11 protein-coding genes are annotated in these 15,039 nt (G+C 69.9%); 7 read left to right on the top strand and 4 right to left on the bottom strand.

Going from position 1 to position 15,039, the window contains the following annotated elements; genetic code table 11:
- The first annotated feature begins 11 nt into the window (after positions 1 to 11).
- The 3 genes from ACIBLA_RS06000 to ACIBLA_RS05990 all read left to right on the top strand — a co-directional run bounded on the left by ACIBLA_RS06000 (position 12) and on the right by ACIBLA_RS05990 (position 5,360).
- Positions 12 to 3,407, top strand: coding sequence for a tetratricopeptide repeat protein (locus tag ACIBLA_RS06000; RefSeq protein WP_399197881.1), 3,396 nt, complete (start codon positions 12 to 14; stop codon positions 3,405 to 3,407).
- Between the two features lie 259 nt (positions 3,408 to 3,666).
- Positions 3,667 to 4,830, top strand: coding sequence for a hypothetical protein (locus ACIBLA_RS05995; protein ID WP_399197946.1), 1,164 nt, complete (start codon positions 3,667 to 3,669; stop codon positions 4,828 to 4,830).
- Positions 4,827 to 5,360, top strand: coding sequence for a hypothetical protein (locus tag ACIBLA_RS05990; protein ID WP_399197880.1), 534 nt, complete (start codon positions 4,827 to 4,829; stop codon positions 5,358 to 5,360). The genes ACIBLA_RS05995 and ACIBLA_RS05990 overlap by 4 nt, the downstream gene beginning before the upstream one ends.
- 31 nt (positions 5,361 to 5,391) lie before the next feature.
- Here the strand turns inward: ACIBLA_RS05990 and ACIBLA_RS05985 are convergent, their stop codons facing one another.
- Positions 5,392 to 7,356, bottom strand: coding sequence for an ATP-binding protein (locus tag ACIBLA_RS05985; RefSeq protein WP_363240774.1), 1,965 nt, complete (start codon positions 7,354 to 7,356; stop codon positions 5,392 to 5,394).
- A gap of 373 nt (positions 7,357 to 7,729) precedes the next feature.
- Here ACIBLA_RS05985 and ACIBLA_RS05980 point away from each other — a divergent pair, with 373 nt between their 5' ends.
- Positions 7,730 to 10,963 carry an AfsR/SARP family transcriptional regulator gene (locus ACIBLA_RS05980; RefSeq protein ID WP_399197879.1) on the top strand — a complete coding sequence of 1,078 codons (3,234 nt, stop codon included), beginning with the start codon at positions 7,730 to 7,732 and terminating at the stop codon, positions 10,961 to 10,963.
- Between the two features lie 224 nt (positions 10,964 to 11,187).
- Here the strand turns inward: ACIBLA_RS05980 and ACIBLA_RS05975 are convergent, their stop codons facing one another.
- On the bottom strand, positions 11,188 to 11,586 hold the full coding sequence (locus ACIBLA_RS05975; RefSeq protein WP_399197945.1) for a hypothetical protein: 399 nt from the start codon (positions 11,584 to 11,586) through the stop codon (positions 11,188 to 11,190).
- 141 nt (positions 11,587 to 11,727) lie between these two features.
- Positions 11,728 to 12,165, bottom strand: a complete 438-nt coding sequence (locus ACIBLA_RS05970; protein ID WP_399197878.1) for a VOC family protein — start codon at positions 12,163 to 12,165, stop codon at positions 11,728 to 11,730.
- Positions 12,166 to 12,304: 139 nt separating this feature from the next.
- On the opposite strand from ACIBLA_RS05970, the gene ACIBLA_RS05965 reads away from it, so the two are divergent.
- The 3 genes from ACIBLA_RS05965 to ACIBLA_RS05955 all read left to right on the top strand — a co-directional run bounded on the left by ACIBLA_RS05965 (position 12,305) and on the right by ACIBLA_RS05955 (position 14,543).
- Positions 12,305 to 12,904, top strand: coding sequence for a hypothetical protein (locus ACIBLA_RS05965; RefSeq protein WP_399197877.1), 600 nt, complete (start codon positions 12,305 to 12,307; stop codon positions 12,902 to 12,904).
- 71 nt (positions 12,905 to 12,975) lie between these two features.
- A complete protein-coding gene (locus ACIBLA_RS05960) occupies positions 12,976 to 13,890 on the top strand; it encodes a metallophosphoesterase (protein ID WP_363240778.1) in 915 nt (304 codons plus the stop codon).
- The gene (locus ACIBLA_RS05955) at positions 13,887 to 14,543 is read left to right on the top strand and encodes a 4'-phosphopantetheinyl transferase (protein WP_399197876.1); all 657 of its coding nucleotides are present in this window, start codon (positions 13,887 to 13,889) and stop codon (positions 14,541 to 14,543) included. Before ACIBLA_RS05960 ends, ACIBLA_RS05955 begins: the two co-directional genes overlap by 4 nt.
- Positions 14,544 to 14,608: 65 nt before the next feature.
- Here the strand turns inward: ACIBLA_RS05955 and ACIBLA_RS05950 are convergent, their stop codons facing one another.
- Positions 14,609 to 15,031 carry a DUF350 domain-containing protein gene (locus tag ACIBLA_RS05950; RefSeq protein ID WP_399197875.1) on the bottom strand — a complete coding sequence of 141 codons (423 nt, stop codon included), beginning with the start codon at positions 15,029 to 15,031 and terminating at the stop codon, positions 14,609 to 14,611.
- Positions 15,032 to 15,039: the final 8 nt, after the last annotated feature.

The following is a 15,039-nucleotide window of genomic DNA, read 5'->3' as shown; positions in this document are numbered from 1 at the left end:
GGGGGGACGCCATGCCGGGAGGTCGGCGGCTGTCGCGGGGTGAACTGATCCGCCAGCGGGAACAGGCCCAATTCGTCGTGCGGCGGGCGCAGTTGTCGCTGTTCGCGGAGAACCTGGACAAAGATCCTCAGTCCTACGAGGATCCGGCGGAGTTCCTGTTCCACGTACGCGGGGTGGGCGGGGTGGGGAAGTCCACCCTGCTGCGGCAGTGGCAGGAAGCGGCCAGGGACGCCGGCGCCGTGACCGCCGTGGTGGACGAGAGCGATGTGCACGGCGTGCGGCAGGCCCTGGCAGGGCTGGCCAGGCAGCTGGGTGAACAGACCGGTCCTCTCAAGGAGTTCGACAAAGCTCTGGAACAACTCCTGCGCGAGCAGAGCGTTCCCGCTCAGCCCGCGCCCGTGGACGGGGAGGCGTCCGTGTCCAGCCGGATCGTGACGCAGGCCGCGCTGGGTGCGGCGTCGTTGCTTCCGGGGGCCGGTGTCGTCACCGCGATGACCAACCCGGACGCCGCCGCCCAGGGGCTGGACCGGCTGCGGTCCGGGGCCCGCGCACGGGCGCAGCGGCGGGCACGCGGGAGTGACGACGCGAGTCTGAGCCGGGCGTTCGTCGCGGAGTTGGAGCGTCTGTCGCAGCGGCATCTGTGGGTGGTGCTGTTCTTCGACACCTGGGAGCACACCGGGCCGTATCTGGACGAGTGGCTGCTCAGCCTGCTGGAGGAGAAGTTCGGTCCCGTACCGGCGAACGTCATGGTGGTGCTGGCCGGCCGCGACCAACTCGCGGAGCGTCAGTGGGCGCCGCTGCGGGCGCAGGTGGCGGACGTGCCGCTGGAGGTTTTCACCGAGGCGGAGACACGCTCGCTCCTCGCCTCGCGAGGCGTGAGCGAACCGGGCGTCGTCGAGGCGGTGCTGCGGCTCTCGATGGGGCTGCCGCTGCTGGTGGCGCTCCTTGCGCTGGCCCGCCCCACCACCGCCGAGGAAGTTGACGCGGGCGGCGACGTGACGGACGCAGCGGTCGAGCGCTTCGTCCAGTGGATCACGGACCACCACCAGCGCGAGGCGGTACGGGCCTGCGCCCTGCCGCTACAGCTGAACGAGGACGTGTTCGCCGCCGCGGTGAGCCCGGAAGCCGAGGGCCTGTGGGAGTGGCTGTGCGGACAGCCGTTCGTCGGCGGTCGAGGCGACTTCAAGAACTACCACGCGGTGGTACGCGCCAGTCTGGTCCGCCAGCAGCGCGCCCACTCGCCGCAGCGCTGGACCGCGGCGCACGTCCGGCTCGCCGACACCCATGCCGCCTGGCGTACGTCGGTCGAGGAGGACCTTGCCGAGTGGGAACGCTGGGGATCCGCCCGATGGCGCCGGCACCGGCTGGACGAGTCGTACCACCGTCTGTGCGCGCACCCCGCCGGCTACGCGACATCGGCACTGGAGCAGCTGGTGCAGGCCGCGGGGCAGGACACGGCGGTGCTGCGGCAGTGGCTGGAGACTTTTGAACAGGCCGCGCACGACACCGCCGACGCGGCACTGCTCGACTGGTCGGGCCGCCTCAGGGAGACCCTGGCCGACGACGAGCCGGCCCTCGCGTGTCTCAGCATCCTGTTGACACACCCCGATCTGAGCACCGAGGCGCGGGGCTGGGCGCACGCCCACCGCGGTCGCAGGCTCTACCTCGCCGACCGCGACGAAGAGGCCATCACCGAACTTGACCGGGCCGTCACCCTCGACGCCCGCAACGCCTTGGCGCTGATCTACCGTGCGGAAGCCCGAAATTGGCTCAACCGCACGGACGGGGCGGTCGCCGACTTCACAGCTGCCCTGGAACTCGACCACACCCGGACACGGGCCCTCACGGGACGCGGAGAAGCACATCGGCGAGCGGGCCGGTACGAGGAGGCCATCGCCGACCTGACCGCTGCCCTGGAACTCGACCCCTCTCAACCCCAGTTTCTGGGGGATCGTGGCCAATCGCATCGGCTGGCCGGCCATGACGAGGAGGCCGTCGCCGACCTGACCGCGGCTCTCGAACTCGATCCCACGTTCGCCTGGGCCTTCGCCGACCGTGGGGAGACGCATCGGCTGGCGGGGCGGTACGAGGAGGCGCTTGCCGATTTCACGGCGGCTCTTGAGCTTGACCCGGCGTATGCCTGGGCCTTCGCGCGTCGTGGGGAGACGCATCGGCTGGCCGGCCGGTACGAGCAGGCCGTCGCCGACCTGACCGCTGCCCTGGAACTCGACCCCGCGCAATCCTGGATCCTCGGCGACCGCGGTCAAACGCATCAGCAGGCGGGGCGGTACGAGGAGGCGCTTGCCGATTTCACGGCGGCTGTCGAGCTTGACCCGGCGTATGCCTGGGCCTTCGGCCGTCGTGGGGAGACGCATCGGCTGGCGGGCCGGTACGAGGAGGCCGTCGCCGACCTGACCGCGGCCCTGGAACTCGATCCCACGTATGCGTGGGCCCTTGCCGAGCGTGGGGAGACGCATCGGCTGGCGGGCCGGTATGAGCTGGCTGTCGCCGATTTCACCGCGGCTGTCGGACTGGAGCCCACGTATGCGTGGGCCCTTGCCGAGCGTGGGGAGACGCATCGGCTGGCGGGCCGGTATGAGCTGGCTGTCGCCGATTTCACCGCGGCTGTCGGACTGGAGCCCACGTATGCGTGGGCCCTCGCCCAACGCGGGGAGACGCGTCGGCGAGCGTCCGAGTACGAGGAGGCTGTCGCCGATTTCACCGCGGCTCTTGAACTTGAGCCCACCTATGAGTCGGCCTTCGCCCGGCGCGGGGCGACGCACCGGCAGACGGGTCGGTACGAGCAGGCCGTGGCAGACCTGACCGCCGCGCTGGAACTCGACCCGACGTTTGCGTGGGCCTTCGCCCATCGCGGGGAGACGCATCGGCAGGCGGGCCGGTTGGAGGAGGCCATCGCCGACTTCACCGCCGCTGTCGAACTCAATCCCGCCTTCGACTGGGCCCTCGCCACACGCGGTCAGACGCACCGGCAAGCAGGCCATTACGACCAGGCACGGGAGGACTTGGACCGGGCGGTCGAAGCCGACCCGGAGGAAGTCGGCTATGTCTTCGAGAGGCTGATGCTGGACACCGTGGAGTCAGGGTTCGGGACGTGTGCTGAGCAGTGGCGCCAACTGTTCGCCACGCCCACGGCGACTCTGGATGAGGACTCCCTCGCCGTCATCACGCTGTTCCAGGCGGTGATCCTTGGCCCGGACCAGGGAGTGAGGGCAGCAGCCGAATCCTTCCTGTCCGGAGGGCCGGATCTCGACCTCACCACAGACGTGCTGGGCTATCTGTCCGAGCTGGCCGCCTTGACGGACGAACCCGCGGACCGCGCGCGGCACTGCCGCCAACTCGTAGCGGAACGGGCCGAGGCCGTCCGCGACGACTCCCAGGGCCCGTAGACCGTGAACAGTCCCCTGCAAGGTTCTCGCAAGGGTCCGTCGAGCCTTCCGTCCCCCCTGCCGGGCATCCCGTCGGCAGAAGGAAGTTCGTGGCACTCGGAAGAGAAGTCAACAGGGGGACGCCATGTCGGCGTTGAGTACGACCGGATCGAGTACGAACGACGCGAGCAGTTTCGGAGCGAGTAGGTTCGGAACGAGCAGGTTCGAAGCGGGCACCATCGGCGCGAGCGTGAGCGAGTCGCGGCAGTGGTTGACCCTGGTGGGGCGCAAGAAGGTACTCGCGGTGGTCCACACCGTGACGTACGGGAAACGACTCCTCGACGTCCTGGCGCTGCTGGAAGCCGACTTCCGGCTCCAAGTGGTCTTCACGGCGCCGCCGCACGCCTTCGGTGACGACGTACCCGCCTTCCTCGCGAGGCTGGGGAGCGTCGTGCTGCCGTGGGACCAGGCGACACGTATGACCTTCGATCTCGCACTGGCCGCGGGGCCACGTGGCGTGCAGTACATAGACGCGCCGCTGATCACGCTGCCGCACGGGGCCAACTACCTGAAGCTCGTGGTCGAGGGGGTGAACTCGGGTGTGGCAGGGCTGCGCAGGCAGGACCTCCTGCCCGGTGGGCGGCTGCCCGCCGCCGTGGTCGTGCCGCACCACGCCGAGCTGCGCGAGTTGGCGCGCCATTGCCCGGAGGCGCTCCCGCTGGCGCACGTGGCCGGCGACCCCGTACACGACCGGATCGTCGCCAGCCTGCCGCTGCGCGCCGCGTACCGCCGGGCGCTCGGGCTCACCGAGGGGCAGAAACTGGTGGTCGCGGTCTCGACCTGGGGTGCGCAGTCGTCGTTCGGCCGGTTCGACGGGCTGCTGCCGCGGCTGATAGGCGAGCTGCCGGCGGCGCGCTACCGTACGGCCCTGCTGGTCCACCCCAACGTATGGTCCGGTCATGGTGCGTATCAGGTCCGCGCGTGGCTCGCACGCTGCGCCCAACTGGGGATGGCGCTCGTGCCGCCGGAGGCGGACTGGCGCAGCGTCCTGATCGCGGCCGACTGGATCATCGGTGATCATGGCTCGGTCACTCTCTACGGGACTCTGACCGGGGTGCCGATGCTGCTGGCCACCTCGTCGGAGGGGGAAACCAATCCGGCGTCGCCCGCCGCGGCCCTCGCGGCCCTCGCGCCGACGCTGTCCCCCACCCATCCGCTGGTGGACCAACTCGACTACGCGGCAAGGGAGTACCGGCGCCGTGAGTACGCCGCGATCGCGTCGCGCATCACCTCGGAACCCGGTCGGTTCAACCGGAACATGCGCAGGCTGATGTACGGGTTACTGGGGATGGGCCAGCCCGCACACGAGCCGACGACTCTCCCGCTGCCGGAGCCTCTGCCGCTGCCCGCGTGGGCGCCGGGGCGCGGGGAGGTGTCGGCGTGACGCGCTTCGTCGTGGTCGAGGCGAGCCCGGTCCCCGCGAGCCCGGCCCGAGCCGGAGTCCCCGCCGTCCCCGCCGTACTGCGCGCGCGTTGCGCCGACGCGTCGTTCGGTGTACGCCTCGGCATTGCCGACCATGCCCACGGTGGAGCTTCGGTGATCGACGAGCACTTCGCCGTGGACGTGGATGCCTGCCGGGAGAGCCGACTGCTGGACTGCGCGGACGTACTCCAGGGAAGCCGGGCGCGCTCGGTCGCCGACACCCTGCGCCGGCTGACGGACCTCACGTCGACCCACCCGTCCTGCGGCATCGTCGCATTGCCGCTCGCCGGCGTCGGGGGCACGGGCGGCTGGGCCGTGACCGGCGGACCGGACCGGGCTGCGGTTCTCGTACCGCGCCGGCCGTACCGCACGTACCCGACGCACCCAGCCTCCCGAGAGGTGTCGTTGCTGCCGTCGTGCCTGCACGCCTGGCTGGTGGCAGGACGCTCGCTGCGGGAGTGGCCGTACGCCCGCGTCGTACCGTCCGGCTGACACCGTGACCGGGCCGTCGACCGCGGCCCGGTCACACCTCACCGGATCGCTCGCGCTCGCCCAGTCGATGCGCGTCGGCGGGGCTCGTGGCCTCGAACAGCGCGACGGCCCGCGTACGGAAATCCTCAGCCGCCGTCGCCTCACCATGCTCCGCGGCACTCTCGCCCAGCATCTCCAGGGTGCGCGCCTGCCAGAAGGCCGCTCCGGACCCGGTGAAGACCGCCAGCGCCTCGTTCATCCTGGCCACGCCCTCCGCGTACGCGCCCGCCCGGACACCGGCACGTCCCAGGAAGGCGAGGGCTCGCGCGGCGTCGTGCGGGTCGTTCACCGCCACCATCGCCGCGTGGGCCCGGCTGAAGAAGTCGACCGCCTCCGCCGGAGCGCCCGCCGCGAGCGCGATCTCGCCGAGCGTGGTCCTCGCGAGAGCCGCGCCTCGCGGGTAACCGCAGCCCTCCCACACGGCGATCGCACGGTGGAGACATCTGACGGCGTCGTCGGGCCGCCCGGCCTCGCGATGACACGCGCCGAGGCCCAGCAGCGCCTGCCCCTCGTCCCGTACGTCACCGGCGTCGCGCGCCGCCCGCAGGGAGGCCCGATACCAAGCGGCGGCCTCCTCGGTGCGGCGGGCGGCTCCCAGGCCGATGGCACCGGAGTTGAGCATCTGGCGCTCGGCCGCCCTGTTCCCCGCCTGCCGTGCGGCGTCCAGTCCGATCTCGTGGGCCTCGATCCACGATGAGTAGTGCCGTAACCGCAGGAAAAGCGGCCACATGGCGTCCACGAGCATCCAACTCGTGTCGTACCAGCCGCTGTTCGCGGCGGACCGTACAGCACCGAGCAGTTGTGTCCGATGGGAGTCGAGCCAGCTGAGCGCCGCGACATCGTCGGCGAACGGCAGCGGGAGGTCCGGTGGGTACAGATAGGTCCTGGGAAGGGTGAACTGCACCGGGGTCAGCCGCTCCTGAGCCGCCGTCGCCGTGTGCAGACACCAGTCGCAGAATCGCCGCAGCGCCTCCTCGCGAGTGGAGTCCGTGTCGTCCTCGCGGGCACGGTCGTGTGCGTGGATTCGTACGAGATCATGGAAGCGGCAGCTCTCCGGGCCGACGTCCTCCACGAGATTCGCCTCGACCAGCTCGTCCAGCCGACTCTCCGCCCAGTCCAGCGACTCGCCGCAGGTCGCCGCGGCGATCCCGGCGTCGAAGGTGCGAACGGGGAGCAGGCCGAGCGTCCTGTACAGACGGGCGGTTCCCTCGCTCAGCACCGCGTACGACGCGTCCAGGGCTTTGTGCACCGAGGTTTCTCCTTCGACTTCGAGCGCGGCCAGCCGACCCCCGCCCGCGCTACGGGCCAGGGCATCGGCAAGCGCCCCCACCGACTGTCTCGGTCGTGTAGCGAGCCGGGCGGACGCCAGGCAGACCGCGAGCGGAAGCCCGGCGCAGAGGGTCACCAGGCGGCGTACCGCGGGGAGTTCGCCCGCGACACGGTCCGCGCCGATTCCACGGGTGAGCAGTTCGACTCCCGCGGCCGGACCGAGTGGGCCGAGCTGGTGGAAACCCGCTCCCTCCATGCGGAGGCCGGTCAGCCTGCGGCGGCTGGTGACCACCACGAGCCCGCCAGGACCGCCGAGCAGCAACGGTCGGATCTGAGCGGCCGTGAAGGAGTTGTCCAGCATGACCGCGATCCGCAGGTCGGCGGTGAAGGACCGCCACAGCGAGGCCAGTTCGGCGGCGTCCGTGGACGGTGGACCGGCTCCCAGCGCCCGCAGGAACTGGCCAAGGACCTCCGCCGGCCCCACCGGCCCGCCCGCCGAGTGCCCACGCAGGTCCGCGTACAGCTGTCCGTCGGGGAATTCGTCGCTCAGTGAACGCAGCCATTTGGACACGAGGGTCGTCTTACCGATTCCGGCCGGACCGCTGACAACGATCAGCGGCAGTCCCGTCCCGCGCAGGGCATCGAGCGATGCGAGATCCCCCTCGCGGGCCGTGAAGTGGGCAGGCACGGGGAGAAGTTGGCGGGGTGGCGCCGGTCGTGCGGGTGCGGCAGGCGCGGGATGCAGGTGAATGCCGCCATGCACTTCACGGGCCTGGACCGTGGGGCCGTACAGTCTCGCGTCGCCACTGATCTCATTCCCGTGTGGCCCCTGCGAGGCCGTACTCGAATCACTCATCCATCCGCCCCCCGCAGATCGATTGCCGTTTACACGGACTGTTTCGGGTCCTACCCCGGCGCGGCTTGGAATGACCATCAGGAATAAGAACGGATCGCGCCAAGTATGGCAACGGCGTATGGCGACATTCGCAGGGTGATGTCATGCTCGTGGGCCATCCGACGAACCAGCGGGGGCGCTGGTGGAATTCCAGATTCTCGGACCGGTGGGGCTTCGGCTGAATGGTCGCTGGCTGACGCTCGGATCGGACAAGGAGCGGGTGTTACTGGCCGCGCTCGCACTTGACGTGGGGCGTCCTGTCGCGATCAGCGAGATCATGGAACGGCTCTGGGACGGCGACCCTCCGGAGCGCGCCCGCGAGAACGCGCACACTTATGTCTCGCGCATCCGCCGACGGCTGCGGGACGCCGGCACGGGGCCGGGAGCACCCACCATCGTCGGCCGGGCGCACACATACACCCTGCGGACCGCGCGTGACTCCGTGGACTGGCAGTGCTTCCAGCGTTTCGTCGACGAGGCGTTCACCGTCGAGGGTGACGAGCGGACGGTGGAACTGCTCTCCCGCGCGGAGGAGTTGTGGCAGGGCGAGGCGCTGGCGGGTGTGCCCGGCTTCTGGGCGGCGTCCGTACGGAAAACGCTGGCGGAGACACGTCTGAGCGCCAGTGTGTCGCGCATCGCCGTCGGACTGCGGCTGGGGCGCTTCGCCGATCAGGTCGGCGAGTTGTCCGCCCTGGTCGACCGGCACCCCGGCGACGAGACCCTGCTGGGCCAGCTGATGCTCGCGTACTACGGCAGCGGACGGTACGCGGACGCGCTCCGGGTCCACCAGCGGGCCCGGCAGTCCCTCATGGCGGAGTACGGGGCCCTGCCCGGCGCCGAGTTGAACACCATCCACCAGGGGGTGCTCGCCCGCTCACCGGCGCGTGAGCTGGCCCATGGGGGTGGCGGCAAGGGGCGAACGGCCGGTCCGCCCGCAGTGGTTACGCCCGCATCCGTCCCGGCGCCCGAGGTGGCCGGGGCGGCGGTGACCCCGCGCGACGTGCCGCCGCCCCGGAATCTGCCGCAGCAGCCGTCGCTCGTGGGGCGCCGCTCGGAGTTACAGGCGCTCACCTCGATGATCGCCGACCAGGGTGCGCACGGTGGACCGGTCGTCTCGGTGGAGGCGGTCAGCGGCATGGCGGGCGTCGGCAAGACAGCCCTGGTCGTCGCCACCGCCCGGCTGCTCGCGGAGAGGTACCCCGACGGCCAGCTCTACATCGACCTGGGCGCGCACTCATCGGCCCAGAAACCACTCACCGCCAGGGCGGCGCTGGCGACCCTGCTGAGGCTGCTCGGCGCGCCGGCCTTCTCCATTCCGGCGGAGCTGGAGGGGCGTACGGCCCTGTGGCGGACCATGCTGGCCGAGCGCCGGATGGTCATCGTCCTGGACGACGCGGCCGGACCCGAACAGGTCGGCCCACTGCTGCCGAGCGGGTCACCGTCCCTGACGATCATCGCCAGCCGCCGGCATCTGACCGGGATCCCACAGGCGTTGTCGGTGCCGCTCGACGTCCTCTCGAAGGAGGACGCCATCACGCTCTTCCGCGGCTTCGCGGGCGAGGAGCGCACCCGTGACACGGTGGAGACCGCACGGATTGTGAGCTTGTGCGGGTATCTGCCCCTCGCGATCGAGCTGGTGGCGCATCGATTTCGGGCGCGTACGTCCTGGACGCTGGGCGTCCTCGCCGAGCGCCTCGCGCGAAGTCCGGGGCGGTTGGCGGAAATTCGCACCGCAGATCAGGAGCAGGAGATGACGCGGGCGTTCGCTTTGTCCTATCGGACGCTCACCGCGCAGCAACGGACCGCGTTCCGCCGCCTCGGGCTCCATCCCGGACCGGATTTCACCGCCGACGCGGCAGCCGCGCTGCTGGGCCTGCCGCTGGATACGACGGAGCGATTATTGGAGGGCTTGCTGGCATGTCACCTGCTCAGGGAGCCCGTACCGGATCGCTATCGCTACCACGACCTGCTTCGTGAATATGCCAAAGGTCTACCCAATTCGGATGACGGTGAACGCGAACGTCGGCGGGCCGTCGCCCGCCTGACGGATTTCTACGTCATGACGGCCGATCTGGCCGACCGCGTCGCCTATCCCCGTCGCATACGGCTGGACCCGCTGTCGACTACGGCGCCCTACTTCGCGGACGCCGATGCCGCGCGGTCCTGGCTGGCCGCGGAACGCGGAAACCTCCTGGCCGTCGAAGACCACGCCCGGCGCGGCGGGGCCCCCGAACGCGCGGCCCAACTCGCCTGCGCGCTGGGGGGCTTCCTGCAAGCCGAGTGCTACTGGCAGGACGCCAGGACACTCCTGCGGCACGCCGTGGCCCACTGGGACCGAACGGCCAACGAGCCGGCGCTCTGCCGCACCTTGATCGACCTGTGCGCGGCGGACGCGAGCATCGGGGGCTACGCGGAAGCGGCGGACGCGGGGGAGCGGGCGCTGGACCTCGCGCGTGCGCTGGGCGACGAGCCTGCGGAGGCGGAGGCGCTGCGCGTGCTCGGCACGCTGAACTGGCATCTCGGCGAGAATCGCAAGGCTCTTGTGCTGCTTCAGAAGTCCCTGGCCATCAAATCCCTGTCGGGTGATGTCTGGGACATGGCGCGCAGCCGAAACAACGTGGCGGTCACACTGTTACTTCTCGGGGAACGTGGCCGGGCGCTCGTGCATTTCCGTAATGCTCTCACGGGTTTCAGAGAAGCGGGCGACAAGATCGCATCTGCCCAGACGCTCAATAACGTGGGTCAGCTGCAATTGCAGGCCGGTGAATTGGCCTCGGCTCGTCATTCGTTGGAGGAATCAATATCGTTCCTGGAGGCGGCCGGAAGCCGGTATGACCGTGCAACTGTTCGCAGAAATCTGGCCGAAGTCCTCGTAGAGTCGGGTGAATCCGCTGCGGCTCTTATCCTGTTCGGGGAGACGCTTTCGGAATTCCGGGCACTCGCTGATAGGAAGAGCCAGGCCGAGGCGCTGGTAGGGATCGGCGAGGCGCACTGGCGGCTGGGAAACGCCGAGGCGTCTGTTGAACACCTCCTGCAAGGGCTGATGATCGCGCAAGACATAGGAGCCGCCCACCACGAGGTCCAGGCTCTGCGCTGCCTCGGGCGCGCGGATTTCGCCGGGGGGCGACTGGCCGCCGCGACGGAACGCCTCCGGGCGGCTGTGGCTGTCGCCGCCCGCACTCATGACCTCGACGAGGAAATCACCGCGCGGACGTTGCTGGCCGAGGTGCGACTCGCGGCCGGAGATGTCGATGAAGCGCGCATGACATTGCGTCAGGCATTCGAGTTGGTTCGGCGCAGAGACAACATTGATGCGCGTAGAATTGGTCGCCGTCTCAATGAAGTCGAACGCATGGGCGACGGTGGAGCGGATGTCGGTTCTACGCTGCGCGACGAATAGGGCACGCGATGGCACGTGAGTTCCCATGAATTCGGCAGCTCATTCGATATGAGGTAACCTTCCCTCCTGCTCCAAGATCCACAGTCCATAGTCCTGGGAAGGAATCTCGCGCGTGCGCAACATCCTGGCGGTCACCACCCTCGTTTGTTTGACCGTCTTGGTAACAGGGGCGATGACAGGTGTCGCAGCGGCATCCCCGACGAACGCCCAGCGGAACGGTTGCATCATGATATGACGCAGTCGCAGGTTTGGATCGTGGCCCGTCGGGGTGGTCGCAAGGCCGCCCCGACGGGCCACGGCCGGTTCCAGGCGCCGGCGGTCAGGGGCGGCGGCCGAAGAACTCCACCTCCGCCAGGGCGATTCGGCGGTCCTTCGCGGTGCCGTACGCCGAGTCGACCGTGAGTCTGGCCCGTACCGTGTCCGAGCCGCGTACGTCGAAGGTGCTCGCCCGGCTGGTCCCGCAGGCGGATGGTGCGGCTGGTCAACTCGCCGTCCTGCGAGGTCAGTTGGACGGTGATCAGGGCCGGGCGGGCCTGGGTGAGGAATTCGTCCTTGCGTGCCGAGGTTCCCGAGAACACGAGCAGCTTCATCAGCCGTACCGGCTGGGCGAAGTCACACTCCAGGAACTCGCCGACACCGTCCCCGGTCTCCTTCGGCGCCCAGTAACGGTTTCCCCGTCCAGGCCGCGCACCGGCCCGACCGGGGCACCCGGCGGTGCCCCTTCGGGCAGTCCTGAGGAGCGGACGTGCCGCCCCACCGTCGCGTCAGACGACGCAGAACTCGTGGCCCTCCGGGTCGGCCATCACCACATGGTCCGGCCTTCCTCTCAGCTCGTGCTCACCTATCACCGTCGCCCCCGCCGCCGTCAGCCGCTCGACTTCGGCGACCACTCGTGGCCACCGTGTCTCCCAAGGGGTCTCCCGGCCGCCGCCGACCCGGAGATCCAGATGCAGCCGGTTCTTCACCACCTTCGACTCGGGCACCTTGAGGAAGGACATCGAGGGCTTCACCCCGTCCGGATCCGCGAGATACGCGCCGTCGTCCCACTCCTCCTCCGGGACCTCGTAGTGGGTCAACCACGCCTCCCAGGAGGCGAAACCCGCGGGCGGCGGCGGCTCCACGTACCCGAGGGCGAGCGCCCAGAACTCCGCCAGTTTCGCGGGGTGCGCGCAGTCGATCGTCAGACCCCAGTTGGTGGACATCGTGCCTCCTTGGTTCGTATCTCCGAACCGTATCGGCCACCACTGACAATGCCCTCCGAGCCCAAGTACCGCCCGGAAAACCAGTACCGCGCCTACGCGAAAAACGCCACCGTGGGCGTATTCGCGAGGAGGGATCACCATGCCGCGACGCGCCACTCCGCCCACCGACCGCACCAGCTTCACCGGCTTCACCGGCTTCACCGAATTCACCGACTTCGTCACCGAGGCCTCCGCGTCCCCGGACGTGGTCGGCATCGTCCTGAGCGGGTCCCGGGCCCGGCAGGGCATGGCGACCGCCCACTCGGACCACGACGTCTACGTGATCACCACCGACGCCCGCCCCGCGAGCGTCCCGCCGCCCCCGCCCCTCATCGAGGGCCGGCGCTCGGCCGCCCTGGACGTCATGCCGCTCGCCCTGTCGGAGTTCCGCACCCGCGGCCTGCCCGGAGACGCATACGCCTGGGACCGTTACGCCTTCGTCCACAGTCAGGTGCTCCTCGACCGTCTCGACGGCACGATCACACGACTCGTCGCTGAGAAGTCCGCTCTCGAAGATCTCGAAGCGCACCGGCTGGTCCGCTCCGAACTCGACGCGTACATCAACTCCCTCTACCGCTCGGTCGCCCTGTTCGCGACCGTCGAACGCGCCGCCCGGCGCGCCGGTCACGCGCCGGTCCTCGACTCCTGGGGCACCGACATCGACCTTCTGCGCCCTCCGGCCGGGAGGAGTAGGGGTTGATCGACCCGCACACGTAAATATCCTTGTCGAATGCGCTACTTGCGGGCACGTCGAGTCCGGACCGGTCGCCGGTGACCTACGAGATACGTGGCGCGGCGCCTCCCCCGCCCAGCACCCCGTCCCCGACGAAGCCCGGACGACTCGTCGCGACGAGCGATCTGCACATCCGGCATCCGGAGAACAAGAAGATCGCGGACTCCCTGTGGCCGGAGTCGGAGCACGACTGGCTCCTGGTGGCCGGTGACATCGGTGAGCTGGTCTCCGACATCGAGTGGACCCTGCGCACGCTGAGCGAACGGTTCGCGAAGGTCATCTGGGTGCCGGGCAATCACGAGCTGTGGACCGCGCCCGACGACCCCGTCCAGCTCCGGGGTGACGCGAAGTACCGCCATCTCGTGGAGCTGTGCCGGGGGCTCGGGGTGATCACCCCGGAGGATCCGTATCCCCTCTGGGAGGGCGAGGGCGGCCCCGCCGTCATCGCACCGCTGTTCCTCCTCTACGACTACTCCTTCCGGCCCCCCGGCACCGACTCCAAGGAATCGGCCCTGGCCGTGGCCGAGACCGCCGGTGTCATCTGCACCGACGAGTTCCTGCTCCACCCCGACCCGTATCCCAGCAGGGAGGCGTGGTGCCGCGCCCGGCTCGCGGCCACCGAGCGCCGGCTGGCAGAGATCCCGCCCGAGCTGCCCACCGTCCTGATCAACCACTGGCCGCTGGTGCGCGAACCCACGAACATCCTGTGGCGACCGGAGTTCGCTCTGTGGTGCGGCACGCAGGGCTCGGCGGACTGGCCCCGCAGATTCCGGGCCGCCTCGGTCGTCTACGGGCATCTGCACATCCCCCGGCTGATGTGGTGCGACGGGGTGCCTCATCAGGAGGTGTCCCTCGGCTACCCGAGGGAGTGGGGACGGCGCGCGCAGCAGCCGGGCCGCCCCGTGCAGATACTGCCCTTGCCGGTCCGTGAGGAAGCGGGGCGGACGCGGTGATCGAGCGCATCGTCCCCACCGAGACGGAGACGGCCGAGGCGTACGGAGACCTTCCCGAGGCCACGCTCCTCCCCGAGGAGGAGCCGATCGTGAAGTCCGCGGTGGCCAAGCGCCGCGCCGAGTTCACCACCGCCCGGCACTGCGCGCGGCAGGCCCTGACGCGGCTGGGCGCACCGGCGGGGGCGATCCTCACCGGCGAACGTGGCGCGCCCCTGTGGCCCGAGGGGGTGGTCGGCAGCATCACGCACTGCGAGGGCTACCGCGCGGCGGTCGTCGCCCGGCCCGCGCACATCACCTCGATCGGTGTCGACGCGGAGCCCGCGCTGCCGTTGCCCTCCGGGGTCCTGGAGGCGGTGGCCCTGGCCGACGAGCAGGTCGCGGTCAAGGAACTCCTGGAGTCCGCGCCGGATGTCCGGTGGGACCGGCTGCTGTTCAGCGCCAAGGAGTCGGTCTACAAGGCGTGGTATCCGCTGACGAGGCGTTTCCTGGAGTTCGAGGAGGCCCGGCTCGTCTTCGATCCGGCGGGAGGTACGTTCACGGCGCATCTCCTCGCCGGGCCGGCGCGGGCCGGGAGCCGTACCCTGCACACGTTCGACGGACGCTGGCTGTCGCAGGACGGCATCGTCCTCACGTCGGTCACGGTCCCCGCGTGACGGGATGACCGGGGACCGGGCCGGCCGGCCGGAGACGGACGGCCGACCCGGTCACCCGCCGCCGGTCAGGCGATGGACGCCGACACGATCGCCGACACCGCGATGTTGCACGACGCCGTGACCCACACCGCCGGGTGCGGCTCCGCCTCGACCAGCGTCGCGCCCAGCTTGCCCGGCGTCACCAGATCCACCACCAGGAACGCCACCGCCATCATCACGAGGCCGAGCACCCCGAACGCGGCCGTCGACGCCAGACCCTTGCCGAAGTCGTGGTACGTCGTCCAGATGGACGTGAAGACGATGCCGCCGATACCCAGGAGCGCCGAGCTGAGCAGGAGTGCGGCGTTGCGGTTCCGCTCCTCCCAGATCTGCTTCCCGAGCTTCCCCGGCGTCAGCGCGTCGACGAGGACGATACCGAGGATCAGAAGGACCACACCGAGCGCGCCGTAGGCGCCCGCTCGGCCAAGTCCGTTGACTATGTCGTTCATTGGGAAGT

It is taken from the genome of Streptomyces sp. NPDC050433, assembly GCF_044458565.1.
Taxonomy (GTDB): domain Bacteria; phylum Actinomycetota; class Actinomycetes; order Streptomycetales; family Streptomycetaceae; genus Streptomyces.
Note: the sequence above shows the minus strand (reverse complement) of the source record. Positions and strands in the feature narration are given on the sequence as shown.

What these genes read in the sequence shown, in the direction of transcription:
- ACIBLA_RS06000 (WP_399197881.1), top strand. Translation starts at nt 12, where the DNA reads ATGCCGGGAGGTCGGCGGCTGTCGCGGGGTGAACTGATCCGCCAGCGG.
- ACIBLA_RS05970 (WP_399197878.1), bottom strand. Translation starts at nt 12,165, where the DNA reads ATGTCCACCAACTGGGGTCTGACGATCGACTGCGCGCACCCCGCGAAA.
- ACIBLA_RS05950 (WP_399197875.1), bottom strand. Translation starts at nt 15,031, where the DNA reads ATGAACGACATAGTCAACGGACTTGGCCGAGCGGGCGCCTACGGCGCG.
- ACIBLA_RS05965 (WP_399197877.1), top strand. Translation starts at nt 12,305, where the DNA reads ATGCCGCGACGCGCCACTCCGCCCACCGACCGCACCAGCTTCACCGGC.